Here is a 21,974-nt window from a genome sequence, read left to right as displayed (position 1 = left end):
GCGAAATCCGCAGATAACATAGGTTATTTAGACCGAAACGGATTATTCTTCCGCGCCAGCTTGGTGACCGCTCTGATCCTCGGCCGCCTTCTGCTTGGCGTCGGCTTCGACCGGAGTTTCCGGCGCCTTGGGCGCAATGACCTGGCAAACACGGCGCGGGCGATTGCTGCCGACTTCGCTGACATATTCGCACTTCTTGCGCGGCTTTGCCTGGGCTGCCGGCTCTTGCGCCGGCGTCGAAGCGGAGGCGGCCAAAACGGACGCGAAAAGGATGAACATGGGAGGCTCCCTAAAATTGAATGATTGCAAAGGGAACGCGGTCCCTGAGGCTCGACTTCCTAGCTAAGCCGGCAAGTTAATCAATAGCATCAACCCGCTAGCGGTTGTCCGAACAAAGGACGTCGGCAAGGAAGCTGCGACCTTCCAACGTCTGCAGGCGCGCATAGACCTGCGTCCGCCATCCGCGCGAGCGGCAGAAAGTCTCGGCGCGCTTCGACATGGCTTCGCCGGTACCCTCAGGTACCTCGATTCGGGCGCCACGGTCGTCGGGAGCGACGAAATATTCGCTGGCCATTCCGCGCAGTGACGGGTTGGGACCGGTCACCACGGCGCCGACGGTGGCGCCGACGGTCGTGATCTTGGGCGCCACTGGCCGCACGGAGCGGACGTTGAAGACCATCGCCTCGTCCGATTGGCTGAACTCCTTGCAGCCGGTGAACGTATTCCCGCTGCACAGCTCCCACGCCTGGCCTTCGGGATCTTCACGCTCTTGACGGTGAAGACGCGCATGGACTGCGACGCGCCTGCAATGGCGTAGCCGCCTCCTTTGAAATGGCCCTTGGGATAAAGCACCAGCTCGCTCGACTGTTCTTGATCCTGGGCGTGAGACTGGGCGGGAAGCAAGGCAGCCATCGCGACCGCGCCAAACAGAATTTTCTTGAGCATCCCCGTCCCGTTGCTGGCCTTGATCGAACGACAGCTAAGCCGACCCGCGCATTCGCACTAGTGGTTTTTCATCGGCCGCAATCCCGCTAGGACGGGATCGGCGGGCGCCCGTAGCTCAGTTGGATAGAGCGCGAGCCTTCTAAGCTTGAGGTCGTAGGTTCGAATCCTACCGGGCGCGCCATTTTACTTGCGAGCCGACGCGCTCTGTTCCCGCACCTTCGCGAATTCCGACGACGGCAGCCACTGCGGCCAGCGCCGGCTGTTCGCAAGCCGCTCGCCGATGTCGTAGAACAGCTCTGTTTCCTGCACCGCGCCGCCGAGGTTCCAATCGGCGGACCAGGCGTCGCAGGTCTGGTGGTAACACTTGCCAGTGAACTCGGAGAGCCAGCGCTCGCCGGCCTCGCGCCCGCCGGCCTGGAGGTCGTAAGCTCCCGCCAGCGCCATGTTCAGCAGCACCGGGACGCCCCGCTTCGCCAGCGTGAAGTGATCGGCGCGATAGAAGAGTCCGCGCTCCGGATGTCCTTCCGGCGTGACGTACCGCCCCTGGGCCTGCGCGCCCTCCGCGAGCAGTTGCTCCATCTCGCTTTGCCCCTTGCCGATCAGGACGACGTCCTTGACCGGGCCCGCGAACTGCAACGTGTCGAGAGTGAGGTTCGCGACCATCGTCTCGTGCGGATAGAGCGGGTGCTGAGCGTAATATTCCGACCCGAGCAGGCCGCGCTCTTCCGACGTCCATGCCGCGAACACCAAGGTCCGTTCCGGTCGCGGCCCCGCGGCGAACTTGCGCGCAATTTCGATCATCGCCGCGAGCCCAAGGGCATCGTCGGCCGCGCCCGGACGAACCGTCCGGCCCTGCGCGTCGGCCGGACCGATCCCGTAAGCGTCCCAATGCCCGCCATAGCTGACGGTCTCATTGGGATATTTCGACCCCGTCAGCTTTCCGAGCACATTATGGCTGGTGATCCGCTCCAGCTGGACGGAAACGCTGGCGGAGAAGGTCGCCTTGAGGTCGACCGGGCGGAACTCCGCAGTCCGCGCCTTCTTCCGCAGCTCCGCGAGGTCGTAGCCGGCGCGCTTGAACATTTCAGCGGCGACGGACCCCTGGATCCAGCCCTGCAGGAGGACCGGCTGCTGCGCCTCGGGCGGCAGGACGATGTTGAAGTTTTCGCCCGATGCGCTCTGGACGACGTTCCAGCCGTAGCCTGCGCCCGGCGTATCGTGGACGATCAGCGCCGCGATGGCACCGCGCCTCGCGGCTTCCTCGAACTTGTAGACCCAGCGTCCGTAGAACGTCATCGCCTGGCCGCCGAACTTGCCGGCCACCGGATCGCCGGCCGCCGCTTCGAAGTCCGGGTCGTTGACCAGGAACACTGCGACCTTGCCGTGCAGATCGACGCCCTTGAAGTCGTCCCAACCTCGCTCGGGCGCGGTCACGCCGTAGCCGACGAAGACCATCGGCGCGTTTACGATCTTTGCCTGCTCCGTGTCGCGAACCGTGCTGAGATAAATGTCGTCGGGGAACTTGAGCGGGAGCGTCTTGCCGCCTTGCCTGACCGAGAAAGTCATTGGCTCTTGCAGCTTGGTGCGGATCATCGGCACCGTCTGCGTCCACCCGCCATTTTCGCCCCCAGGCTCGAGCCCGGCCTGCTTGAACTGGTCGATCAGGTAGGCGACCGTTTTCGCCTCGCCCTCTCCACCCATCGAGCGACCCTGGAATTCGTCGGACGCCAGCACGCGGGTGATTTCCGACATGCGTTCGGCACTGATTTGCGGCACTGGCGGCGGAACGGCGGGCGGTCCGTTATGATCAGCGGGTAGAGGTGGCGGCGGAGCGGTGACACATCCGTTGCCGACAATCGCGAGCGATAGGGCCGCAGCCAGCCGCCAAACTCTCATATCACTACTTCCCTCGACCGATGCGTCAGCAACGGTCGGCGCCTTAATCGGTTCGACCGGAGCCCGCTATTGTCGAGAAAGGCGGAGAGATGAACTCAGTCGGCGCGGTCGAGTTCGCGATCGAGCCGGTCGAGCTCGGCCTCGGCGTTCCGCAGCCCTTCCTGGGCGGCGCGCATTGCCGATTCCATCACCTTGGGATCGACCGAAGCCATGGCCTCGCGCGTGATCTTTTCGACGTCGATCGCTTCTACCGCCTTCAGTGAGGCGCGAACCGTCGCCTTGACCTGCTCCGGGTCCTGTCCAGCGCGGCGAAGCTCGGCGGAGTGCGCATCGATTTCGCGCATTGCCTGGTCGACCTCGGCGCGGGCCTCAGCCATTTCGCGGCGGAACTCGTCCTGGTTGAGTCGCGCCTCCTGCATCGCCTCCTGGACGTTGCGATGGATCTCTTCGCTGTTGACCTTCGCGATCTCCGCCCGCGCTTCGTCGAGCGAACGGCGGATCTCCGCCTTCTCGGCTGCCGTCAGGTCTTTCCAATCCTTCTCGTGTCCGTTGATCATGACCGTACCGTGCTCATGGATTGCAAGGGGTTTCACAACGGCGACCTGCGCGACAGGCGCCACGGTTGTTGTCGGATTGACCGGTGCAGCCGGGGCAACGGGAGCAACGCTGTCGCCGGCAGGCGCCGGAGGATCGACGTACTGGATCGCCTGCGTCGCCGTCAGCGGGAGGACGACGGCGATGGTTGCGAGGACCATCACCCGGCCGGTCAGTCGGCGACCGGCAGTGGGGTTGCTGAGCATGGACTTCAATCTCCTGTGGAGCGTGGTTCGACTATCGAGCGCGCTGGCAAACAGCAGCGCTCGCCCCGACGTGGCTTTGGCGATCGCGCGTCCGTAATCGGCGCGGTTGCTGCCCTCGTTCTTGTCCAGCACGCGCGCATCGCAGGCCGCTTCCTGGTCGAAGCGGAAGGCCGCGTGAGCGAACCACGCGAGCGGATTGAACCACTGCAGGCAGAGCAAGGTGAAGGCGAAAAGATTGGCGATGAGGTCGCCCGAACGGTGGTGCGCCAGCTCATGCTCGAGCGCGAGGCGACGCTCATGCGGCGCGAAGACGCTCTCGAAATCGGCGGGCACGGCGATCACGCGGTCGAAGATTCCGAACGCCAACGGACCGCTGACTTCGCGGGTCTGCACCAGGCGGATCGATCCGACGCGCCCGATCTCTGTCGCGTTCTCGAGGATTGCCGCACGCTGGGCGCGGAAGGCGAGGATGCGCGCCGCGAACAAGCCGGCCGCGACGCCCAGCCACAGTACCATCAGGATTGTCGGCCATCCGCCGGCCTGCTCGATCAGCGATTGCTCGGGCGGAGTGACGCTGCTCAGAAGCAAGGGCTCGGCCATGCTCTGGGAGCTGAACATCTGCGGCGACACGGCGGCGCCGACCGGACGCTCGACGGTCTGCGTCAGTGTCGGCATCAACAACCGAGCGGCGGGAATCAACCAAAGGCCGTAGGCGACGCGGGCGCCGAATGCGCGCCGCACCGGCTCACGGATCAACAGGACCAGGACGACCAGTCCGGAAGTGGCGAACAGAGTACCAAGCAGCCAGTCCGTCACGACTTCAGCTCCTTCAACAGGGCCTCGATTGCGGTAATGTCTTCGTCGGAAAGCGCATCTTCTTCGGCGAGGCGTGCGACCAGCGGCGATAGACGACCGCCGAACAGCCGTTCGACGAACCGCCGCGACTCACTTCCGACATAGGCTTCGCGCTCGATTGCCGGAGAATAGAGAAAGCGTCGCCCGTCCTCGCGGTGCGAGATCGCGCCCTTGGCGACGAGGCGGCCAAGCATGGTCTTGATCGTCGCTAGCGACCAGCCGCGCGACTCCAACCGCTCCGCCACCTCCCCGACGTGAGCGGCTCGCTGTCGGCCCAAAGCACCTCCATGAGGTCGAGCTCGGCATCGCTGATTCTCTTGTCGATCGGCATTTCGTCTACATCTGTAAACGAATCGATTACAGTTGTAAACGGATTTTCGTGGATGCTCCGGAATCCGAGTAGGAAATCGGTCGTTCACCTGATAGGCGCCCCTTTTGCGGTGACCTACCAACCGATTGGAAGCAATCGGGAGATAGAGCATGCCACAGTCCGTCATTGCGATAGATGTGCTTCTGGAGCCGGACGAGCGAATGCTGGCTCAGGCGGAGCGTAACAACGCACGCTTCCGCGAAGCGTACCCGGACGGCTTCGCCCTCGACGAGCAGCACCGCCCGCATATTACCTTGCTCCAATGCTTCGTTGGCAGCGAGGACCTCGATGCCATCGGCGAAGCAATGGGTAAGGTTGTCCGCGACGCAAACCTGGGTGATCTGCAGCTCGATGCCGATCGCTTTTATTATGCACCAGGACCGGGAGCGGGCGTCGCCGGGATCTGCTCTCCGCTAACGCCGGAGCTCGAGGCTCTCCAATCCGCGGTCATTGCAGCAGCCGCGCCCTTCACCGTGCCGACTGCCACGATCGAGGCCTTTACCGGGGGTCATGGCAATCCGGCCTTCGATGCGGCGCTGATCAATTACGTGTCGACCTTTTCCGAGGAACAGGCGGGCGCCCGCTTCAATCCGCACGTCAGCACGGGGATCGCGCCCACCGACTATCTGGACAGGATGGTCGCCGAGCCCTTCGAGCCTTTCGAATATGGGCTTGCGTCGGCCGCGATCTACCAGCTCGGCCCATTTGGAACTGCGGCCCGGCTGATCCGGCGATGGGATCTGACTGCATGACCGCGGCCGGCAATCCGCGGCTGTCGTCTTGGGCGGACGGTCCGGCGAAGCGCTCCATCATCGACTTCGTTGCCCGGGTGAGCACGGATGGGAGTTCCGATTTCATAGGGCCGAGCGAGCGCATTGCCGTGTTCGACAATGACGGCACCTTGTGGGCCGAACAGCCCGTGCCGGTTCAGGCCCGCTTCGTCATCGACCAGATTCAGGCGCTTGCCGCGGAGCACCCTGAATGGCGGGAGCGGCAACCCTTCAAGGCTGCCATCGAGAACGGCCTGGCAACGGTCATGGGTTCGGGCATGGAAGGCCTGACCGAACTGGTGATGGCCACTCACGCCGGCATGTCCACCGACGCCTTCGCGGCATTGGTGCGTGACTGGATCGCGGAGGCGGAACATCCGCGACTCAGCAAGAAGCACACCGAACTCGTCTACCAGCCCATGCTCGGCGTCCTCGCACTGCTTCGGGAGAACGGGTTCAAGATCTTCATCGTCTCGGGCGGCGGCATCGAGTTCATGCGCACGTTCAGCGAGGAGCTTTACGGCGTTCCTCCGGAGCAGGTCATCGGGAGCAGCAACGTCACGCGCTACGTCGTGAAGGACGGCGAACCGGCACTGATGCGCGAGGCAAGCCTCCATTTCTACAACGATAAGGAAGGCAAGCCGGTCGCGATCAATGCTCATACCGGACGGCGGCCCATTGCCGCCTTCGGTAATTCCGACGGCGACTTCGCCATGCTGGAATGGGTCACCAGCGGTCCGGGACCGAGGTTCGGCCTGATCGTTCATCACGACGACGCTGACCGCGAGTTTGCCTATGACAGGGACGCAGGCCTCGCCCCCTCGTCCGCGGGCTGGACGAAGGGCCCGGGCGAGGCTGGACGATCGCAAGCATGAGAATGGACTGGCTGACCGTCTTCCCGGCTTGAATCGAGACCGGCGCGAAGTGGCTGAAAGAATTGAAAATCAAAGGTAACCGGATGTTAAGTCATCTTGACCTAACATAAGTTAGTCCGGTTGCTTTCGACATTTTCCGGCTGGACCAGACGTGGGCGGCTCGGATCGTGTCCGGGCCGCCCATAGTCTTTTTGCGCCCGGCAATCAGACGGGCCGCAGCAGCCTTTCATAAAAGCCGCCATAGGATCGGTCCGGCGCCAGCAGATGGACCTCGATGATCCAGAACCGCTTGCGGCCAAGCCCGTCGCAGTCGCTCAATCGCCCGCCGTTCGCTGGGGCAATGCGCTGGCTGTCCTTCGTATCCGGCAGATGCGCGTGCGGAAACTCGCCGACGATATGGCCGGCAATGGAGCCCCGAAGATGTAGCCCCGCTCTTCCGACGCCAAGACCGCGAAGTCGTAAAGCGCTGCGCCGGTAATATCCGGATCCGCCAGCGCATGGGCGCGCACTTGCTCGAAAACCTCTGGCAGCGCCGCAACCAAGGCGTGCCGCGCAGGATCGTCGCCAACCGCATAGCTGCGGCCGACGTCCGCCTCCCAATCCTCGAACACGGGACCGAGGTCGAGGTAGACGATGTCGTCGGCCTCGATGACGCGGTCGGCCGGATTGTCGCTGAAGACGCAGATTGTGTTCGCACCCGCCCGCACGATCCTCTTGTGCCAGTTGCGGGTGATTCCGAATTCGCGTTCGGCCAGTTCGGCGATAGCGCGGTTGACCTCGATCTCGCTGCGGCCCGGAGCGATCAGCCCTCGCGCTCAATCGCGTCGAGCATCGCCAGCGCCCGGTCCTCGGCCGCCGTGAGCTCCTCCCAGCGGGCATGCTCCACATCCATGAAACCGACATATAAGGAAATCTTTATATGTTCAAATTCTGCGCAAGTTCGCCCCAGTTCACGTCAGGCACCGGATCGTAGGGAGGATAGAAGCGCCCGTGGCGGCTGTAGAGGCCGTAAACCCAGGTGAGCGGACCGCCGTAAATCTCCGGCAGCGGATCTTTGACTGCGCTGCTCCACCGCAGCTTGGGATTGGCGCGGACCGCTTCCAGATCGACGGGCCTGCCATCGGCAGTCAGCCCCGCCCAATGGGTCTTCGAATCCACGATCATCCAGCCGCGGCTGGTCTCGACTTCGGTCAGCGCATGGGATGTCGTGTCCGGGGTCAGCAGCGAGCGTAGTGCGGATCCGGATTTCGCCGTGCTGTACATGGACGCATGGCGGGTCCGGAAGCCGTTGGCCTTCAGCGCCGTCTCGATCGCGCGGCTGCGATCGAAGCACGCACCGTGACCGGCGCGCAAGAGGTCCACGATCTCCCGCGAGCGGCCGAGCGGAATGCCGCGTTCCTCCGGCGACGCTGCAAGCACGCGATTCTGCACGCGGAGGATGAACGCGACCTGCTCATCGAATGTTCGCTCTAACGGCACGTGTTCGGGCAATAGCTGCCGCACCGCCGTCAGGTCGTTCGAAGTCGGCCTGGCCGGAACCTGCTGATACCACAGCACAGCAATGGCCGCGCCGAAAACGGCGCCGCCGAAACCCACTCGTTTGCGCACCCGACGCCGATACGCCTGAAACAATCGGCGTCAAACAGTTGATGCCGCGGGGTCGAGACCCAAATCTGAACCACTGCCATTCCGAGAGGGTTGTCGTGCCAAATGCACGGTCTCAATCCCCAAGCCATCACCCTCGTCGTCCTGGCCGCGGTCGTTCTCGCCATGATTTGGGACAAGCTTCGATCAGACGTCGTTGCGTTGACGGGAGCCGCCATCTTGCTGCTGACCGGCGTGGTCCGGCCGATCCAGGTGCAGAGTGCCTTCGCCAGCCCGGCGATCATCGCGCTCGCGTCGCTCTTCGTGATTGCCTACGCGATGGAACTGTCGGGGTTGCTGGATGCTTCGATCAGAGGGCTCGCCAGCTTGTGCCGCCGGATCGGCAAAGCGGGCCTGTGGATCGTCATTGCTCTTGCGGAGTAGCCTCATCCTTCCTCAACAACACACCAATCGTCGTACTCGGCGCGCCGGTAATCCGCGATGCGGCAAGATCGCTTGGGCTGTCTCCCAAAGTCTTCCTCATGCCGTTGTCCTACGCAGCGGTGCTTGGGGGCTGCTGCACGCTCATCGGAACGTCGACCAACCTGCTTGTGAACGACATGGCCGGCGTCGCCGGGCAGCCCAAGTTCGGCATATTCGAAATCACCCCTGTCGGTCTCGTGGTGGCCATCTCGGGCGGGATCTACCTGATGTTCTTCAGCGGCAGGCTGATTCGGGGCAACGGGCGCAACGGCGAACCCGTGGCGCTGGAATCGACGGAATCGACGAGTCTTGGCCTCATGGGGGGTCAGGTCGGCACGGCAACCGCATTCGCATCGGAACGACCGTTGCGTCTCTTGAAGGCTTTTGCGTCGTTGACCGTTTTCATCTCGGTGATCGTGCTTTCGGCACTCAACTTTGCCCGATTGCGGCCTGTGCGTTCGCCGGGGCAGTTTTGCTGATCCTCATTCGGGTGATCACGGCCGACGAGGCCTATAGCGGACTGCGCCCGGATGTCCTGATGCTGATCGCCGGGATGCTGGTTCTCGGGATTGCGCTTCGGGTCTCGGGCGTTGCGGATTCCGCCACAGCCTTGCTGGTGGGCAACCTCGAGCAGCTCAGCCCCTGCTAGCCCTCATCGTCATTTACGGGGCAACTCTGTTCGCCACCGAACTGTTGTCGAATGCCACCGTCGCCGTCCTGTTCACCCCAGTGGCAGTGTCCATGGCCGAGGCGCTGCACGTCAGTCCGCGTCCATTTCTGGTCGCGGTCATGATCGCGGGGAGCGCCGCCTTCGCGACACCTTTCGGCTATCAGACCAACGTCCTTGTCTATCAAATGGGGGGCTACAACTTTCTCGATTTCGTGAAGGTCGGCCTCCCCTTGAACCTGATCACCTGGACCGCCGCAATCGTCGCCATCCCCATCTTTTTCCCCTTCTGACGCGCGAAGTCCGGACGCAGAACCGGGGCCGCCAGTGATTCAATTTGGGACGATCGTTGCGGCGAAGACTCATCCACAGGATATTTGGTTCACTTGCGATTTATCCGCTTGCGTCCCACGCCAGTTGAGGCACTATAGGTTGTAGCGATTAGGGGGGTACACCCAATTACTGGTGTCTGACGCTGGAATATGCTATTCCAGCGGCCGACCCGAATCGTCCCCGATTTCCACAGGGGACGGTGGTGAAAATGCCCGCGACGCGCCGAAAACGGCTAGGGTCGCCGGCATGGCTCCGAGTCGAACAATTGGTGAACAAAGGATCTCTTCGGAGGTCGGCAGCGGACGGGGAAGCGTGATGGATTTTTCAACCGGCTCAGAAGTACCGAGCGACGACACCGCAACCGCGGTCCGCACCAGCAAGACGGTCGACGCCCGGGCGTTTGACGTGACCACCGATGAGTCGCGCGATGCCTTGCTGACGGAATTCGGCAAGGAGACGCTGAAGGACCGTTATCTGCTCCCCGGCGAGACCAATCAGGACCTCTTCGCCCGCGTCGCTGCAGCCTACGCGGACGATGCCGAGCACGCCCAGCGCATCTACGACTACATCTCGAAGCTGTGGTTCATGCCGGCTACGCCTGTTCTCTCGAATGGCGGCACTGGCCGCGGCCTCCCGATCAGCTGCTACCTCAACAGTGTGTCCGACAGCCTCGACGGCATCGTTGGCACCTGGAACGAAAACGTCTGGCTCGCCTCGCGCGGCGGCGGCATCGGCACCTATTGGGGCAGCGTCCGCGGCATCGGCGAGCCGGTCGGCCTCAACGGCAAGACCAGCGGCATCATTCCGTTCGTCCGAGTGATGGACAGCCTGACGCTCGCCATTTCGCAGGGCTCGCTCCGCCGCGGTTCGGCTGCCTGCTACCTCGACATCAACCACCCGGAGATCGAGGAATTCCTCGAAATCCGGAAGCCGTCGGGCGACTTCAACCGCAAGGCGCTGAACCTGCACCACGGCGTGCTCGTCACCGACGAGTTCATGGAAGCGGTCCGCGACGGCGCCGGGTTCGAGCTGAAGTCCCCAAGGACGGCAGCGTTCGCGGCAAGGTCGATGCCCGCACGTTGTTCCAGAAGCTGGTCGAGACCCGCCTCGCGACGGGCGAACCGTACATCATCTTCATCGACGCCGTGAACAAGACGATGCCGAAGCATCACCGCGATCTCGGCCTCAAGGTGTCGACCTCGAACCTCTGCTCGGAAATTACGCTTCCGACCGGCAAGGACCACCTCGGCGTCGACCGCACCGCCGTCTGCTGCCTCAGCTCGCTGAACCTCGAGACGTGGGACGAGTGGAAGGGCGACAAGACCTTCATCGAGGACGTCATGCGCTTCCTCGACAACGTCCTTTCCGACTACATCGCCCGCGCGCCGGACGAGATGGCGCGCGCCAAGTACAGCGCCGATCGCGAGCGCTCGGTCGGCCTCGGCGTCATGGGCTTCCACTCCTTCCTCCAGGCCCGCTCGATCCCGTTCGAGGGCGCGATGGCGAAGTCGTGGAACATGAAGATCTTCAAGCACATCCGTGCGCAGGTCGACGAAGCCTCGATGATGCTCGCCAAGGAGCGCGGGCCGTGCCCGGACGCCGCCGACATGGGCGTGATGGAGCGCTTCAGCTGCAAGATGGCGATCGCGCCGACCGCGTCGATCTCGATCATCTGCGGCGGCACCTCGGCCTGCATCGAGCCGATCCCGGCCAACGTCTACACGCACAAGACGCTGTCGGGCTCCTTCTCGATCCGCAATCCGCACCTCGAGAAGCTGCTCAAGGACAAGGCCAAGGACACCGACAAGGTGTGGAACTCGATCCTCGAGCAGGGCGGTTCCGTGCAGCACCTCGACTTCCTGACCCAGGAAGAAAAGGACGTGTTCAAGACCAGCTTCGAGATCGACCAGCGCTGGCTGCTGGAGCTTGCGGGCGACCGCACGCCGTTCATCGACCAGGCGCAGTCGCTGAACCTGTTCATCCCGGCCGACGTCGACAAGTGGGACCTCTTGATGCTCCACTTCCGCGCGTGGGAGCTGGGTATCAAGTCGCTTTATTACCTCCGCTCAAAGTCGGTGCAGCGCGCCGGTTTCGCCGGCGGGGTCGAGGCGGACAACACGCCCGAGCTTCGCGAAATCCAGGTCACCACGACCACGGACTATGACGAATGTCTCGCCTGCCAGTAATCTCGCCGCGGACGCGCAAGGTCGCCACGGTCGCCGGCTCCGTCGTCGGCGGGCTCCTCCTGCTCGACCTGATCGGCTTCCTTGCCACCGTCTATTTCAGCGCCGAGCTGCTGCAGTATGCGCAGAAGGCGGGCGTTGGGGAGTTGCTCAAGCGATGACCACCGCGCAGATCGTCGAGCTTGCCGCCGCGGCCGCGATCTTCGCGGGCGGAGTCTGGATGTACCGGCGGCCGCGCGGCGGCGACCAGTACGGCAGCCAGGGCGCGGTGATCCTGTTCGTTATCGCGCTGCTGCTCGTGATCCACGGCCTCGGCCTGCTCAACTACCAGCCGTCACCGGCGGAGCTTGGTCAGTGACCGCGCATAAGTTCACCAGTCCCCGGGTGGGGAAAGAGGCCGGAGCCCGCGCGGCGGGGTGTCGCGCGCGTTCCGGCCTCGATTTGCCGCAGCCGCCGCGGCCGCCCTAGCCCTATCCGCCTGCGCCGCGACGCAGGACAGCGCCGCCGTCGCATCCGGCTCGCCCGGCTTCCTGCTGGGCCTGTGGCATGGCTTCATCTTCCCGGTCGCCTGGGTATTCTCGCTCTTCTTCAGCAAGGTCGCGATCTACGCCGTCCCCAACAACGGCGGCTGGTACGACTTCGGCTATTTCCTCGGCATCGTCGTGTTCGGCGTCGGCGCCCGCAAGGGCCAGGTCGTCTACCGCGACCGCAACGTCATCGACGTCAAGGCCAAGCGCGTCGAGGACATCGGCTGATGAGCGCCCTCGCCCTCTTCATGATCCTCGGCCCGATCGCCATATTGGCGGGCGTGGCCACGATGACCGTCGCCGTCCGCGGCGGCGTCGGCCAGAACCCTCGGAGCACCGCAATGCTGATCGCCGGAATGATGGCGGCCGCATTCGGACTGATGCTCACCGCCTTCGCGATCGCCGGTCGCGCACCACTTTCCCAAGGAGCCAACTGATGCCCTGCTGCAGTCCAACAAAGCGTACAAGCCGTTCGAATACCCCTGGGCGTTCGAATATTGGAAGCGTCAGCAGCAGATCCACTGGATGCCGGAGGAAGTGCCGCTCGGCGAGGATTGTCGCGACTGGGCGCAGAAGCTCACCGAGCATGAGCGCAACCTGCTCACGCAGATCTTCCGCTTCTTCACGCAGGCCGACGTCGAGGTGCAGGACTGCTACCACGACAAGTATGGCCGCGTGTTCAAGCCGACCGAGATCAAGATGATGCTGACCGCTTTCTCCAACATGGAGACGGTGCACATCGCGGCCTACTCGCACCTGCTCGACACCATCGGCATGCCGGAGAGCGAGTACAGCGCCTTCCTCCAGTACAAGGAGATGAAGGACAAGCACGATTACCTGCAGCACTTCGGCGTCGACACCGACGAGGACATTGCCAAGACGCTGGCGATGTTCGGCGGCTTCACCGAGGGGCTGCAGCTGTTCGCCAGCTTCGCGATGCTGATGAACTTCCCGCGCTTCAACAAGATGAAGGGCATGGGCCAGATCGTCAGCTGGTCGGTCCGCGACGAGAGCCTTCACTGCGAAGGCATCATCCGTTTGTTCCACGCCTTCACCAAGGAACGGAACTGCCTGACCAAGTCGGTGAAGGAAGAGATCATCGACGCCTGCCAGAAGACGGTTCGGCTGGAAGATGCGTTCATCGACCTGGCGTTCGAGATGGGCCCGGTGGAGGGCATGACGCCCAAGCAGATCAAGAAGTACATCCGCTACATCGCCGACTGGCGGCTGGGGCAGCTCGGCTTCGCGCCGATCTACATGGTCGACGACCACCCGCTGCCGTGGCTCGCGCCGCTGCTGAACGGCGTCGAGCACGCCAACTTCTTCGAAACCCGCGCGACGGAATATTCGAAGGCGGCGACGCGTGGGAACTGGGGCGAGGTGTGGGACAATTTCGATCGCCGGCAGAAGGCGAAGGCGGCCGCGAACGATGGGTCAGGCGGCGAGGCGGCTGAGGCGGCGGCTGACAGTGCTGAGACTGGCGACATGTTCGAAAAGGCTGGAGTGGCGGCGGAGTGACTAGTGCTTGGTGCCCCTAGTTTCTCATCACGGCCTAGGATGAATAAAGGCGCACGCACTTGCTGTAGTTGCTGCGGCGACGGAAGCGCGACCTGACTAATTGCCCCGGAACTTATCGCGCCATAAGGTGCGATGAATTTACGGGGCCCTATGGATTGGCGAAAGTTCTCAGTCACGACAGCTACGGCTTTGCTCGTGGCCATCATTTCTGGGGTACTTGTGTGGTGGCTCACCACCTCTTGCAGCCTTAGCGTCGCTCGGTCGCCAAGGGCTTTCTCTTCCTGACAATCGAACTCATGCGTTTCCGGCGCATCGATGTCGGCAATCCGGATGTTCTGCCCCTCCAGCCAGATCGTGTCGCCATCCACGACACAATTCGTCCCGCCGCCGATGTGACAAAGCCGAAAGTTTGCCGTGACGGCTTTCTCCCGCTGGCAGTCAGCGCGGGAGAACTGAACCACGACATGGGCTTCGACTGCCAAGCGAACACCCCGGCGATCAACGCGCCGAAAATGGCGAAGCCAACCAACGTCTCGGCCAGAGGATTATTCCGACGCCTGCTATGCGATTGCCTACGGCGACCATACTTTCGCTCGATCTGCCGACGTGCCCAAAGGTCGCGCTTTTCCTTCGGGCTGAGTGCGTCATAAGCGTCCGGGCTAAGCCACTCACCTTGTCGGTCTTGCGGTCCCCGTCCCACATGAAATTGCTAGCCGACCGTTCTTGTGGAACGAAGCCTTTTCAGATCTACCGCTGGAAAAGCGGGAGATTCGGGTGGCGACCGACAAGCAAGACCTCGGCGAGCTAGGCGAAAAGCTCGTCGCCGCAACCTGCGATTGCCCCCAATGCAAGCGCACGAAAACACTCAAGCGCCTTCCAACAAACTTCCGTTGCGCCGACTTAATCTGCGACTTCTGCGGCTATCTCGCTCAGGTGAAGGCCACACGGGTCGATGATGTCGATCGGAAGCCGGACACAATCCTAGGAGCAGCTTGGGCGCCCCAAAAGGAGCGCATGGATTCCGGAATTTACTTTCCCCTGTTCATTGTTGCGGTGGGAAAGACGGACAAGCGAAAGGCAATCTACTACCTCTCCGCCGACCTTCAGGATGCATCGATCTTCGACGCCCGGAATCCGCTAAGCGCTACAGCCAGGCGTGCGGGGTGGCAGGGCTTCCTGTACCGCCTCACGCATGTCGCCGACAGGCTGGTTCGAATTGCCTGATTGGTTGGAAGAAGCCGTCCCGAAGTAAATTCGTGACGTCGAACAGGTTCGGCTTTGCCGACCCGCCGGCCGCTCTCCAGCTCTTCGCGTTGGCTCCCGAATTCTGCGAATTCGCTCACCTACGCTCGGAGGATCGCACCCATCGCCTTTCCCTTGGCGAGCTCGTCGATGAGCTTGTCGAGATAGCGGATCTCGCGCTCTACGTCCAATCTGACGACTAAATAGCCAGACCAATCCGCCCTTTGCGCGTCCGCAGGGTAATCTTCGCCGCTAATCCAGTATTTCCCCTGATCTCCGTGGGAGGCTTCTGTAATGCTGCGAAAGTCTTGGGATCGATGCCCCAGCCGGGAAGCATCTCGTCAACGCACTTTCGAAGGGCGACCACTGCCTTCCCTGCTCCTTTATGGGACGACCAGACTTCGACCGGGCAACTTCAAGCGAATTTCGCTCGAAGAAGCGAATGCTGCCGTGAACTCGTACGGAAGTTGAACGATGTGCAGGACGCGCGCGCCGCCTCGCGTTTCTACGGATGAAATCGCATCGAAACTTTGGCCGCCCGAACCGGCTTCCACACGGATGGAGCCTTCCAATCTCGGGACCCTATCGGGAGGACCGACGACATAAAGCTCGGGCTCGAAATCGCCCGGAGTCATCCAAAGCGAAAGGCCAAGCGTATGAATGCTGCCGGTTGTGATCGTGCAGTGGTTATCTTCGAAATCCGCGTTCCAGACGACGGGAGCCGATGGCGCCGCGGCTTGACCGGGCGCCGGCCCTTCAAGACAGATCGAGACGAGCGCGAGTCCGATTAACAAGCGGACGGCGAGTTGGCGCACGGCAATATCCTCCCCGAGCTTACCTGAGCGTAATGCGCGCCAGCCCCAACGCAACTGTCCCATACCCGCCGGTTCGTGATTTTGCTGTCCTACAGGCCCCTACTTGTGTCCTATCGTGCGGATGCATCCGCAAACCTTTGAAGGCCTGTCTCTCTCAACGCCATTCCACACGTGCACGCGGATGCCCGCACATGCGCGTAGAGGGGTCAACTTGGCGAACTTCCATGCTTCGCGAAAAGCATGCAACACGGTCAACTTGGTCAACTTCCCCTCAAGGGAAATCCAACATCGTCAACTTTCGCGAGGCGGCAGCGCGGCCGCCGACAACTCAATCAAGCGTGCCGTTGACCGTCACATCGCCCGGCGACCAGCCCGAATAGGCGCTGAAGCCCAGGGTGACGATGAAGATCGCGACCGCGAAGGCGACCACGCCGAACACCACCGTTCGTGTTTCTCGCTCGTCGGGGTCGCGGACGACGGTTTTCTTGACCGGCGGTGGCGGGTCGCGACGGATCTTGGATACGCGCACGGGCGCCGCAAGATCGACGGACTGCTTCCCGGGCTTGAGCGGACTGGCCATGCGCCGGATGCTACAGCCGCGTGGTTAGCATTGGGTTAGCGCTGATGCGCAATGGCATGCTTTAGCAGGTCATTATCATATGTTAGGCGTTGCGCTCCGAACTCCGCCAAGTGGAGCGTCTGACCATGATCCATCCGCGCCTGCCGTTCGCCCTTCGCATCGCCGCCGCTTCGCTTGCCCTCGCCTCCGTCGCCGCCTCGCCGGCCTTCGCGCAGGGATCGACGGTGACTTCGCCGATCGAGCTCGCCCGGCTGGCCCAGGACCTGAAGCCCGGCCAGTGGGTCTGGGCTCCGGAAGTCGCTCCCGACGGTCCGGTCCTGGTCTACGTCGACCTCGCCGCGCAGATCGCCACCGTCTACCGCAACGGCGTCCGCATCGCGGTCTCCACCGTCTCCTCCGGCAAGCCCGGCTACGAAACTCCGACCGGCGTGTTCACGATCCTGCAGAAGGATCCGAACCACCATTCGAGCAAGTATAACGACGCGCCGATGCCCTATCAGGAGCGGCTCACGTGGCAGGGCGTCGCGCTCCACGCCGGCGGCCTCCCGGGCTATCCCGAAAGCCACGGCTGCGTGCACTTGCCGCTGGAATTCTCGAAGCTGCTGTTCGGGATCACCCACATGGGCGGAACGGTGATCATCGCCAACAACTACGGACAGCCCGTCGTCGCGCCGTCGCCTGGCGTGCTCGAGCCGGACTCCGCGGGCCTCGGCAACAATACGCCGCTGGCCTCGGGCGAGGACTATCGCTGGACTCCGCAGGCGTCACCGAGCGGGCCGCTGACCATCATCGTCTCCAAGAGCGACCAGCGCGCTATCGTTCTTCGCAACGGAGTCGAGATCGGGCGTGCGCGGATCACGGTGCCGAACGCCGACTTCCAGACCCACGTCCTGACGGCCGCCGCCGCGCCCGGCGGGCTGCGCTGGATGTACGTCGCCGTGCCCGGCCACGACGGCGATCAGGGCAAGCCCGCCGACATCACCATTCTGTCTCAAGTCCATATGCCCGCGCCGTTCCAGCAGGCGCTGCGCGCTGCGATCGTTCCGGGGACGACCGCGCTGGTCACCGAGGCCAAGGTGCTGCCGACCACCACCGGCCAGACCCTCGCCGTCCTCGCCAGCGCGGATCCCGTGAAGTAGCCTTTACGCCTTCGAAACCCGCCCGTGCGATCATCGTCGCATGGAAATGAGAGGTCTTCTCATCGGCGCGATCGTAATTGGCGGACTGGCGGGCTTCGTCGGCCCCTCACTGCTGACCAGCGCGCCGACCTACGGTCCCAAGCCGTCCGCGGACGCCAAGGTGCGCCAGACGGCCAAGTCGCCCGCGCTCGTCCAGGTCCCGCAGACCGAAGAGCAGGACGTTGCCGACAGCGCCTGGTCGGCCGGCGAATCCGCCTCCGCCGCGCAGGAGCGCCATGCGGCCGAGAGGAGCGTGTTCTACGCCGGTTGCAACGAGGTGCGCGCGCTCGGCAAGGCCCCGCTCTACGCCGGCGATCCAGGTTATCGAGTCGAGATGGATGGCGACGGCGACGGAGTCGCCTGCGAACCGATTCGCCGCGGCTAGGCGCGCCGCCGCCTCTTCTGCTTCGACTTGGCGAACAGGTCGGATTCGTTCTTGATCCGGGCGCGCTCCTTGACCTCGGCGGTGTCGCAGCCGTGCTTCGCGTTGCAGCGGACGTGAGTCAGGCAGAGGTTGTCGAGCTCCTCGCTGCCGCCCGCCGACACCGGAACGATCATTTCCACCCTGGGCAGCATGTCGTGGCCGGTCGGAAGGTCGAACTGCATCGGCCGCTTGCAGCGCCGGCAATTGTCCCCGTCGCGGCCGCGAATCGCCGTCAGCCGCTGCGCGTTCTGATCGCGCCGGAACTTCCACGGATTTACGTAACGGATGATGATCGATCCGGTCATGCACCGCAGTCTAACCCGCGATGCTTACCGCGAAGTTAGCTTCTATTGGGCCGACGGAGCTGGAGCCGCTGTGGCGGCCGCCTGTGCCGCCGCCTTGGCCTTCAGCGCCGCGGCCTGCTCGGCCTCCTTTGCCTCGCGGGCGGCCTTGGCTTCCTTGTAGAGCTGATACTCGTCCGGCTGCGGATCGGTGATGAACATCTCGCCGACGTTCTCGCCTTTCACCGCCTTTTCGATCATCGTCGCTGCCGTGACAGCCGCCGCGAGCAGGTTGATCCCGGCCCCGTTCCGACAGCCCATGGGCCCTACCGCTTGGCACGACGTGTCCACCAGCCGCTCGGGCCGCCGGCGCTTCACCAGATTCTTCTTGATGCGCTGCGCTTCCAGCACGTCGGGGTCGATGCGATAGCCTTCCACCCGCGGCGCGCAGACGACGATTTCCTGCGTATCGCCCTTGACGTCCTTGGTCTCGACCGGCTTGCATGGATCGACTGCCGCCGCCGCAGGCACGACCTTCGGCTTGGGCACGGCAGGGAGCGCCGGCCCGTACTGCGCGGCCGCGGCCTCGGTCGCCTGCTCCGCTGCGGGCTGGGCTGCAGCCGCGGCGAGGAATATCGGCAGGGCACTCAACATAACGCCATCCTGCTTCAACGATGCCCCGCCGGGCAATGCCGGAGGGAAGATGAACAGAAGTTGCACCTGGAGTGCATTCTTCCGGGTCGGCACATCTTAGCACCAGCCCGGCTTGATCCCTCCGAGGTAGCGATGCGCGAGGCCGCTTTCGCGCATGTCGTCGGCGATGGACTGCTCGGTCCCGTTGGGCAAGGTCCGCCGGATCGTACGGAGATCGCGGCCATAGCGGTCCTGCTTGCCGTAGACCGGCGCGATCATCTCGAACGGACCCTGGTTGAGCAGTTGCCGGAGCTTTGCCGTCGCCTGTTCGCCAAGCCGCGCTTCTTCCGGGCAGTTCGGTTCATGCGTTTCAGGCGCGTCGATGCCGATGATCCGGACCTTGCGCTGGCCAAGCTTGAAGGTGTCGCCATCGATCACGCAGGCGTGCGAACGCCCGGGCCCGCACCGCGAGAAAGTCTCCGAGACGCGCTCCGGCTCACTCGACAGGAAGCCCGGCGGGTCGATCAGCATTGGGTCGGCACCCGCCCAGATCACGGCGAGCACAGCTGCCAGCCCGAACGGCCGGGCGACGAAAGCTATTCGCCCAAGCCGGCTTTGGCGTTTGCGGGGCCAGAAGCGCGGCGCCTGCGAACGCCGCCGAAATCGCATCAGGCGACCGGAGTGTTGGGAATCGGCTTCAGGACGCCAAACGTCTCCTTCGCCGGCTTGTGCCCGAGCGCCGGCCAATCGAGCTTGGCATCCTCGCACTTGGTGTCCGGCAGGCGATCGAGAAGGTCGCGGACGAGAGTCAGCCGGCCGCGACGCTGGTCGTTGAAATCGACCAGGGTCCACGGCGCCTCTTTCGTGTGGGTCGCCTTCAGCATCGCCTCCCGCGCCCGCGTGTAGTCGTCATATTTCTCCCGCGCAGCCTGGTCGATCGGCGAGAGCTTCCAGCGCTTCAGCGGATCCTCGACCCGTTCCGCGAAGCGTTCTTCCTGCTTCTCCTGATCGCAAGTCAGCCAATATTTGAAGAACAGGATGCCGTCGGCGACGAGCATCCGCTCGAATTGCGGGACGGCTTTCAGAAAGGCCGCGACCTGCTCCTCGGTCGCAAAGCCCATGACTTTCTCGACCCCTGCTCGGTTGTACCAGCTGCGGTCGAAGAGAGTGATCTGCCCGGCACAGGGCAGATGGGCGACGTAGCGCTGGAAGTACCACTGGCTGCGTTCTTCCTCGCTCGGCTTGGCCAAAGCGACGACATGACATTGACGGGGATTGAGCTGGCCAGCGACCGCCTGGATCGCACCCCCTTCCCGGCGGTATCGCGGCCTTCGAACAGGACCACGACGCGCTGGCCGGTCGCCGCGACCCAATGCGCCATGCCGACCAGCTCTTCCTGCATGGGCTCCAGCAGCTTCTCGTATTTCTTGCGCTTGAGGTTCGACATTCGCCGCCTTTCCCCAGATGGAAAGCCAGCCTAACGTCAGTGATCGGAAACAGGGAGTCCGTGATGCGCAAGACAGCCTGCCTGACACTCCTCAGCCTTGCAGTGCTCCCGCCGTCGACCGCTATCGCCGCGCCGACCCCACGCGGGCAAGTGATTGCGATTGCCTGTGCGGGCGCGGTCGTGACCGAAGGCCGCAAAGTCGCGAAGGACAACGACCTCAAACATGGACAGAACCCCAAGGCCTGCTTTGGCCGGATGCAGATCTACGATGGCCCGAACCGTCAGTTCGTCGTAGTCGCGCCCTCGACATCGTGTCCGGGCGGCAAGGCCATCGACGTCTACGAGCGTTCGAACGCGGGATCCTGGTACAGCTTCTTCGAGAAGCCGGTTTGCGGATCGAAGCTTTCGATCGGACCGAAAGACCCGTGGGGCGACTGGATGCTGACGATTGACGGCAAGCATTACGACAGCCGCGGCCAGTTCTACGTCCCCGTCACATACTAAGGGCGGTCAGCACCAGCTGCGGGTCATGTCCCCGATGTTCCGCGCGAACCCGGCTTCGACCATCTCCCGGCCGACTTCCCTGCCATTGATCGAGACGGTCCTCAGCAGCAGGCCGTAGCGATCGAGGTCCGGGGCGACCTTCGTCATTTCGATCTCACCGGAGTTCAGCAGGGCCTGCAGCCTCCTGGCGGACGCGCGACCTAGCTCCGCTTCCTTCGGGCAAGTCGCGCCGTAGACCTGAGGCGCTTCGATCCCGGCAATCCGGACCGTCTTGCCTCCGAGGTAAAAGGTGTCGCCGCTGACGACACAATTGGTCACTCCGCCTTCGCCGCAGGAGCCGAAGACAAGACCACGGCTCCTTGAAGAGGCTTCGGACGGGCGGCCGATGCCGCCTTGGAGCCACCCGCTTGCCCACAGGCTGATTCCAATCGCGACCAGGACAGCGAGGATCGGGATGAGGAAACCGCGTCGCTTCGGCCTTGGCGCGTCATGACGGGGTCGAGACCCGTAGGCCGCAAGCTTGCCGGGAGCCGTGGCTGCGGCTTCGCGAATATGGTCGTCGGCGTTCGGCCAGTAGTCGGCAAAACGCGTCCATCGCCGCGAGTCCTGCGGCTCATCGGGTACGAGATTGTCTCTGCGCCTCGCCAATTGGTCTTCCCGCGAATCGCTCCGTCAACGAACGGAGCCAAGCAACGGATGCATCGCCGTGGAAAGAGGCAATTCGGCGGGACGAGGCCGGAAAAAGTGAAGGCGCGCGCAATTCGTCCTTAACCGGCGCTGCGCGATACTTTGCGCATGGTACCGATGCGAGGCAGCACGATCTTCAGGAGCCGCTGGATGGCGTTGCTGTGGGCCGCCGGTATCCTGTGGCTCGCCTACGATGTCGCCGGTCCCGATGACACGCAATCCAATGGCGAGACCAACGTGACCGACGTCAGCGGCGCACCGGTGACCGACGCCGATCAGAAGGCCCTGCAGGAAGCGCTCAACAGCATCGGAACGGTCGCGTGCGCGACATGACGCTGTCATCGTACTGTTGGATAGCCCTCGGTGGCCGAACCTTC

Annotated in this window: 25 protein-coding genes, 1 tRNA gene and 3 pseudogenes; 15 read left to right on the top strand and 14 right to left on the bottom strand. The window is 63.5% G+C overall.

The genetic code is table 11. The features are described 5' to 3' along the window. Positions 1-42 precede the first annotated feature (42 nt). Both H9L15_RS07900 and H9L15_RS07895 read right to left on the bottom strand, forming a co-directional pair. Positions 43-279, bottom strand: coding sequence for a hypothetical protein (locus tag H9L15_RS07900; RefSeq protein WP_187713718.1), 237 nt, complete (start codon positions 277-279; stop codon positions 43-45). A 97-nt stretch (positions 280-376) separates the two neighbouring features. Beyond that, positions 377-679, bottom strand: a complete 303-nt coding sequence (locus H9L15_RS07895) for a hypothetical protein (protein WP_187713717.1) — start codon at positions 677-679, stop codon at positions 377-379. 370 nt (positions 680-1,049) lie between these two features. Here H9L15_RS07895 and H9L15_RS07890 point away from each other — a divergent pair. Continuing rightward, a tRNA-Arg gene (locus tag H9L15_RS07890) sits at positions 1,050-1,126 on the top strand. Positions 1,127-1,128: 2 nt separating this feature from the next. Here the strand turns inward: H9L15_RS07890 and H9L15_RS07885 are convergent. The 3 genes from H9L15_RS07885 to H9L15_RS07875 all read right to left on the bottom strand — a co-directional run bounded on the left by H9L15_RS07885 (position 1,129) and on the right by H9L15_RS07875 (position 4,741). Further along, a complete protein-coding gene (locus H9L15_RS07885; RefSeq protein ID WP_187713716.1) occupies positions 1,129-2,841 on the bottom strand; it encodes a M28 family metallopeptidase in 1,713 nt (570 codons plus the stop codon). 95 nt (positions 2,842-2,936) lie between these two features. After that, positions 2,937-4,457 (bottom strand): M56 family metallopeptidase, encoded by a 1,521-nt coding sequence (locus H9L15_RS07880; protein ID WP_187713715.1) that lies wholly within the window; start codon positions 4,455-4,457, stop codon positions 2,937-2,939. After that, positions 4,454-4,741, bottom strand: a complete 288-nt coding sequence (locus tag H9L15_RS07875; RefSeq protein ID WP_317617463.1) for a BlaI/MecI/CopY family transcriptional regulator — start codon at positions 4,739-4,741, stop codon at positions 4,454-4,456. The genes H9L15_RS07880 and H9L15_RS07875 overlap by 4 nt, the downstream gene beginning before the upstream one ends. Before the next feature lie 235 nt (positions 4,742-4,976). Between H9L15_RS07875 and H9L15_RS07870 the strand changes: the two genes are divergently transcribed. Both H9L15_RS07870 and H9L15_RS07865 read left to right on the top strand, forming a co-directional pair. Beyond that, positions 4,977-5,618 carry a 2'-5' RNA ligase family protein gene (locus H9L15_RS07870; RefSeq protein WP_187713714.1) on the top strand — a complete coding sequence of 214 codons (642 nt, stop codon included), beginning with the start codon at positions 4,977-4,979 and terminating at the stop codon, positions 5,616-5,618. After that, entirely contained in the window at positions 5,615-6,511 is an 897-nt protein-coding gene (locus H9L15_RS07865; protein ID WP_223276095.1) for an HAD family hydrolase, read from the top strand. The genes H9L15_RS07870 and H9L15_RS07865 overlap by 4 nt, the downstream gene beginning before the upstream one ends. A 314-nt stretch (positions 6,512-6,825) precedes the next feature. Here H9L15_RS07865 and H9L15_RS07860 read toward each other — a convergent pair whose 3' ends face one another. Then, on the bottom strand, positions 6,826-7,266 hold the full coding sequence (locus tag H9L15_RS07860; RefSeq protein WP_262984967.1) for an aminopeptidase P family protein: 441 nt from the start codon (positions 7,264-7,266) through the stop codon (positions 6,826-6,828). A 160-nt stretch (positions 7,267-7,426) separates the two neighbouring features. Next, positions 7,427-8,107 (bottom strand): transglutaminase domain-containing protein, encoded by a 681-nt coding sequence (locus tag H9L15_RS07855; protein WP_187713713.1) that lies wholly within the window; start codon positions 8,105-8,107, stop codon positions 7,427-7,429. Positions 8,108-8,221: 114 nt separating this feature from the next. On the opposite strand from H9L15_RS07855, the pseudogene H9L15_RS07850 reads away from it, so the two are divergent. The 8 genes and pseudogenes from H9L15_RS07850 (at position 8,222) to H9L15_RS07815 (ending at position 15,030) form a co-directional block, all read left to right on the top strand. Then, positions 8,222-9,538: pseudogene (locus H9L15_RS07850) on the top strand (SLC13 family permease). A gap of 355 nt (positions 9,539-9,893) precedes the next feature. Next, positions 9,894-11,764, top strand: a pseudogene (locus tag H9L15_RS07845) (ribonucleoside-diphosphate reductase subunit alpha). Then, complete coding sequence (locus tag H9L15_RS07840; RefSeq protein ID WP_187713712.1) at positions 11,746-11,922, top strand: hypothetical protein; 177 nt, start codon at positions 11,746-11,748, stop codon at positions 11,920-11,922. Before H9L15_RS07845 ends, H9L15_RS07840 begins: the two are co-directional and overlap by 19 nt. Next, complete coding sequence (locus H9L15_RS07835; protein WP_187713711.1) at positions 11,919-12,119, top strand: hypothetical protein; 201 nt, start codon at positions 11,919-11,921, stop codon at positions 12,117-12,119. The genes H9L15_RS07840 and H9L15_RS07835 overlap by 4 nt, the downstream gene beginning before the upstream one ends. Before the next feature lie 58 nt (positions 12,120-12,177). Next, entirely contained in the window at positions 12,178-12,516 is a 339-nt protein-coding gene (locus tag H9L15_RS07830; protein ID WP_187713710.1) for a hypothetical protein, read from the top strand. Then, positions 12,516-12,725 (top strand): hypothetical protein, encoded by a 210-nt coding sequence (locus tag H9L15_RS07825; protein WP_187713709.1) that lies wholly within the window; start codon positions 12,516-12,518, stop codon positions 12,723-12,725. Before H9L15_RS07830 ends, H9L15_RS07825 begins: the two co-directional genes overlap by 1 nt. A gap of 4 nt (positions 12,726-12,729) precedes the next feature. Beyond that, positions 12,730-13,806, top strand: a complete 1,077-nt coding sequence (locus H9L15_RS07820) for a ribonucleotide-diphosphate reductase subunit beta (protein WP_187715838.1) — start codon at positions 12,730-12,732, stop codon at positions 13,804-13,806. Between the two features lie 774 nt (positions 13,807-14,580). Then, complete coding sequence (locus tag H9L15_RS07815) at positions 14,581-15,030, top strand: DpnI domain-containing protein (protein WP_187713708.1); 450 nt, start codon at positions 14,581-14,583, stop codon at positions 15,028-15,030. A gap of 119 nt (positions 15,031-15,149) precedes the next feature. Here H9L15_RS07815 and H9L15_RS07810 read toward each other — a convergent pair whose 3' ends face one another. Both H9L15_RS07810 and H9L15_RS07805 read right to left on the bottom strand, forming a co-directional pair. After that, complete coding sequence (locus tag H9L15_RS07810) at positions 15,150-15,239, bottom strand: DUF2200 family protein (RefSeq protein ID WP_223276094.1); 90 nt, start codon at positions 15,237-15,239, stop codon at positions 15,150-15,152. 952 nt (positions 15,240-16,191) lie between these two features. Then, entirely contained in the window at positions 16,192-16,443 is a 252-nt protein-coding gene (locus H9L15_RS07805) for a hypothetical protein (RefSeq protein ID WP_187713707.1), read from the bottom strand. A gap of 110 nt (positions 16,444-16,553) precedes the next feature. On the opposite strand from H9L15_RS07805, the gene H9L15_RS07800 reads away from it, so the two are divergent. Both H9L15_RS07800 and H9L15_RS07795 read left to right on the top strand, forming a co-directional pair. Then, entirely contained in the window at positions 16,554-17,582 is a 1,029-nt protein-coding gene (locus tag H9L15_RS07800) for a L,D-transpeptidase family protein (protein ID WP_223276093.1), read from the top strand. A gap of 46 nt (positions 17,583-17,628) precedes the next feature. Next, positions 17,629-18,006 carry an excalibur calcium-binding domain-containing protein gene (locus tag H9L15_RS07795; protein ID WP_223276092.1) on the top strand — a complete coding sequence of 126 codons (378 nt, stop codon included), beginning with the start codon at positions 17,629-17,631 and terminating at the stop codon, positions 18,004-18,006. On the opposite strand, the gene H9L15_RS07790 is transcribed toward H9L15_RS07795, so the two are convergent. The 4 genes and pseudogenes from H9L15_RS07790 to ppk2 form a co-directional block, all read right to left on the bottom strand. Then, a complete protein-coding gene (locus tag H9L15_RS07790) occupies positions 18,003-18,350 on the bottom strand; it encodes an HNH endonuclease (protein WP_187713705.1) in 348 nt (115 codons plus the stop codon). The two genes, H9L15_RS07795 and H9L15_RS07790, sit on opposite strands and share 4 nt — an antisense overlap. Before the next feature lie 42 nt (positions 18,351-18,392). Next, positions 18,393-19,073 carry a hypothetical protein gene (locus H9L15_RS07785; protein WP_187713704.1) on the bottom strand — a complete coding sequence of 227 codons (681 nt, stop codon included), beginning with the start codon at positions 19,071-19,073 and terminating at the stop codon, positions 18,393-18,395. A 3-nt stretch (positions 19,074-19,076) separates the two neighbouring features. Further along, a complete protein-coding gene (locus H9L15_RS07780) occupies positions 19,077-19,490 on the bottom strand; it encodes a thermonuclease family protein (RefSeq protein ID WP_223276091.1) in 414 nt (137 codons plus the stop codon). Between the two features lie 137 nt (positions 19,491-19,627). Next, positions 19,628-20,406: pseudogene (gene ppk2, locus H9L15_RS07775) on the bottom strand (polyphosphate kinase 2). Positions 20,407-20,469: 63 nt separating this feature from the next. Between ppk2 and H9L15_RS07770 the strand changes: the two are divergent. Further along, the gene (locus H9L15_RS07770; RefSeq protein WP_187713702.1) at positions 20,470-20,910 is read left to right on the top strand and encodes a hypothetical protein; all 441 of its coding nucleotides are present in this window, start codon (positions 20,470-20,472) and stop codon (positions 20,908-20,910) included. A gap of 6 nt (positions 20,911-20,916) precedes the next feature. Here H9L15_RS07770 and H9L15_RS07765 read toward each other — a convergent pair whose 3' ends face one another. Further along, entirely contained in the window at positions 20,917-21,558 is a 642-nt protein-coding gene (locus H9L15_RS07765) for a thermonuclease family protein (protein WP_187713701.1), read from the bottom strand. A gap of 189 nt (positions 21,559-21,747) precedes the next feature. Between H9L15_RS07765 and H9L15_RS07760 the strand changes: the two genes are divergently transcribed. Next, positions 21,748-21,930, top strand: a complete 183-nt coding sequence (locus H9L15_RS07760) for a hypothetical protein (protein WP_187713700.1) — start codon at positions 21,748-21,750, stop codon at positions 21,928-21,930. The last annotated feature ends 44 nt before the right edge of the window (positions 21,931-21,974 follow it).

Source organism: Sphingomonas daechungensis (assembly GCF_014489495.1).
GTDB classification, from domain to species: domain Bacteria; phylum Pseudomonadota; class Alphaproteobacteria; order Sphingomonadales; family Sphingomonadaceae; genus Sphingomicrobium; species Sphingomicrobium daechungense.
The sequence above is the reverse complement of the archived record's forward strand: the minus strand, read 5'-3'. Positions and strand labels throughout refer to the sequence as shown.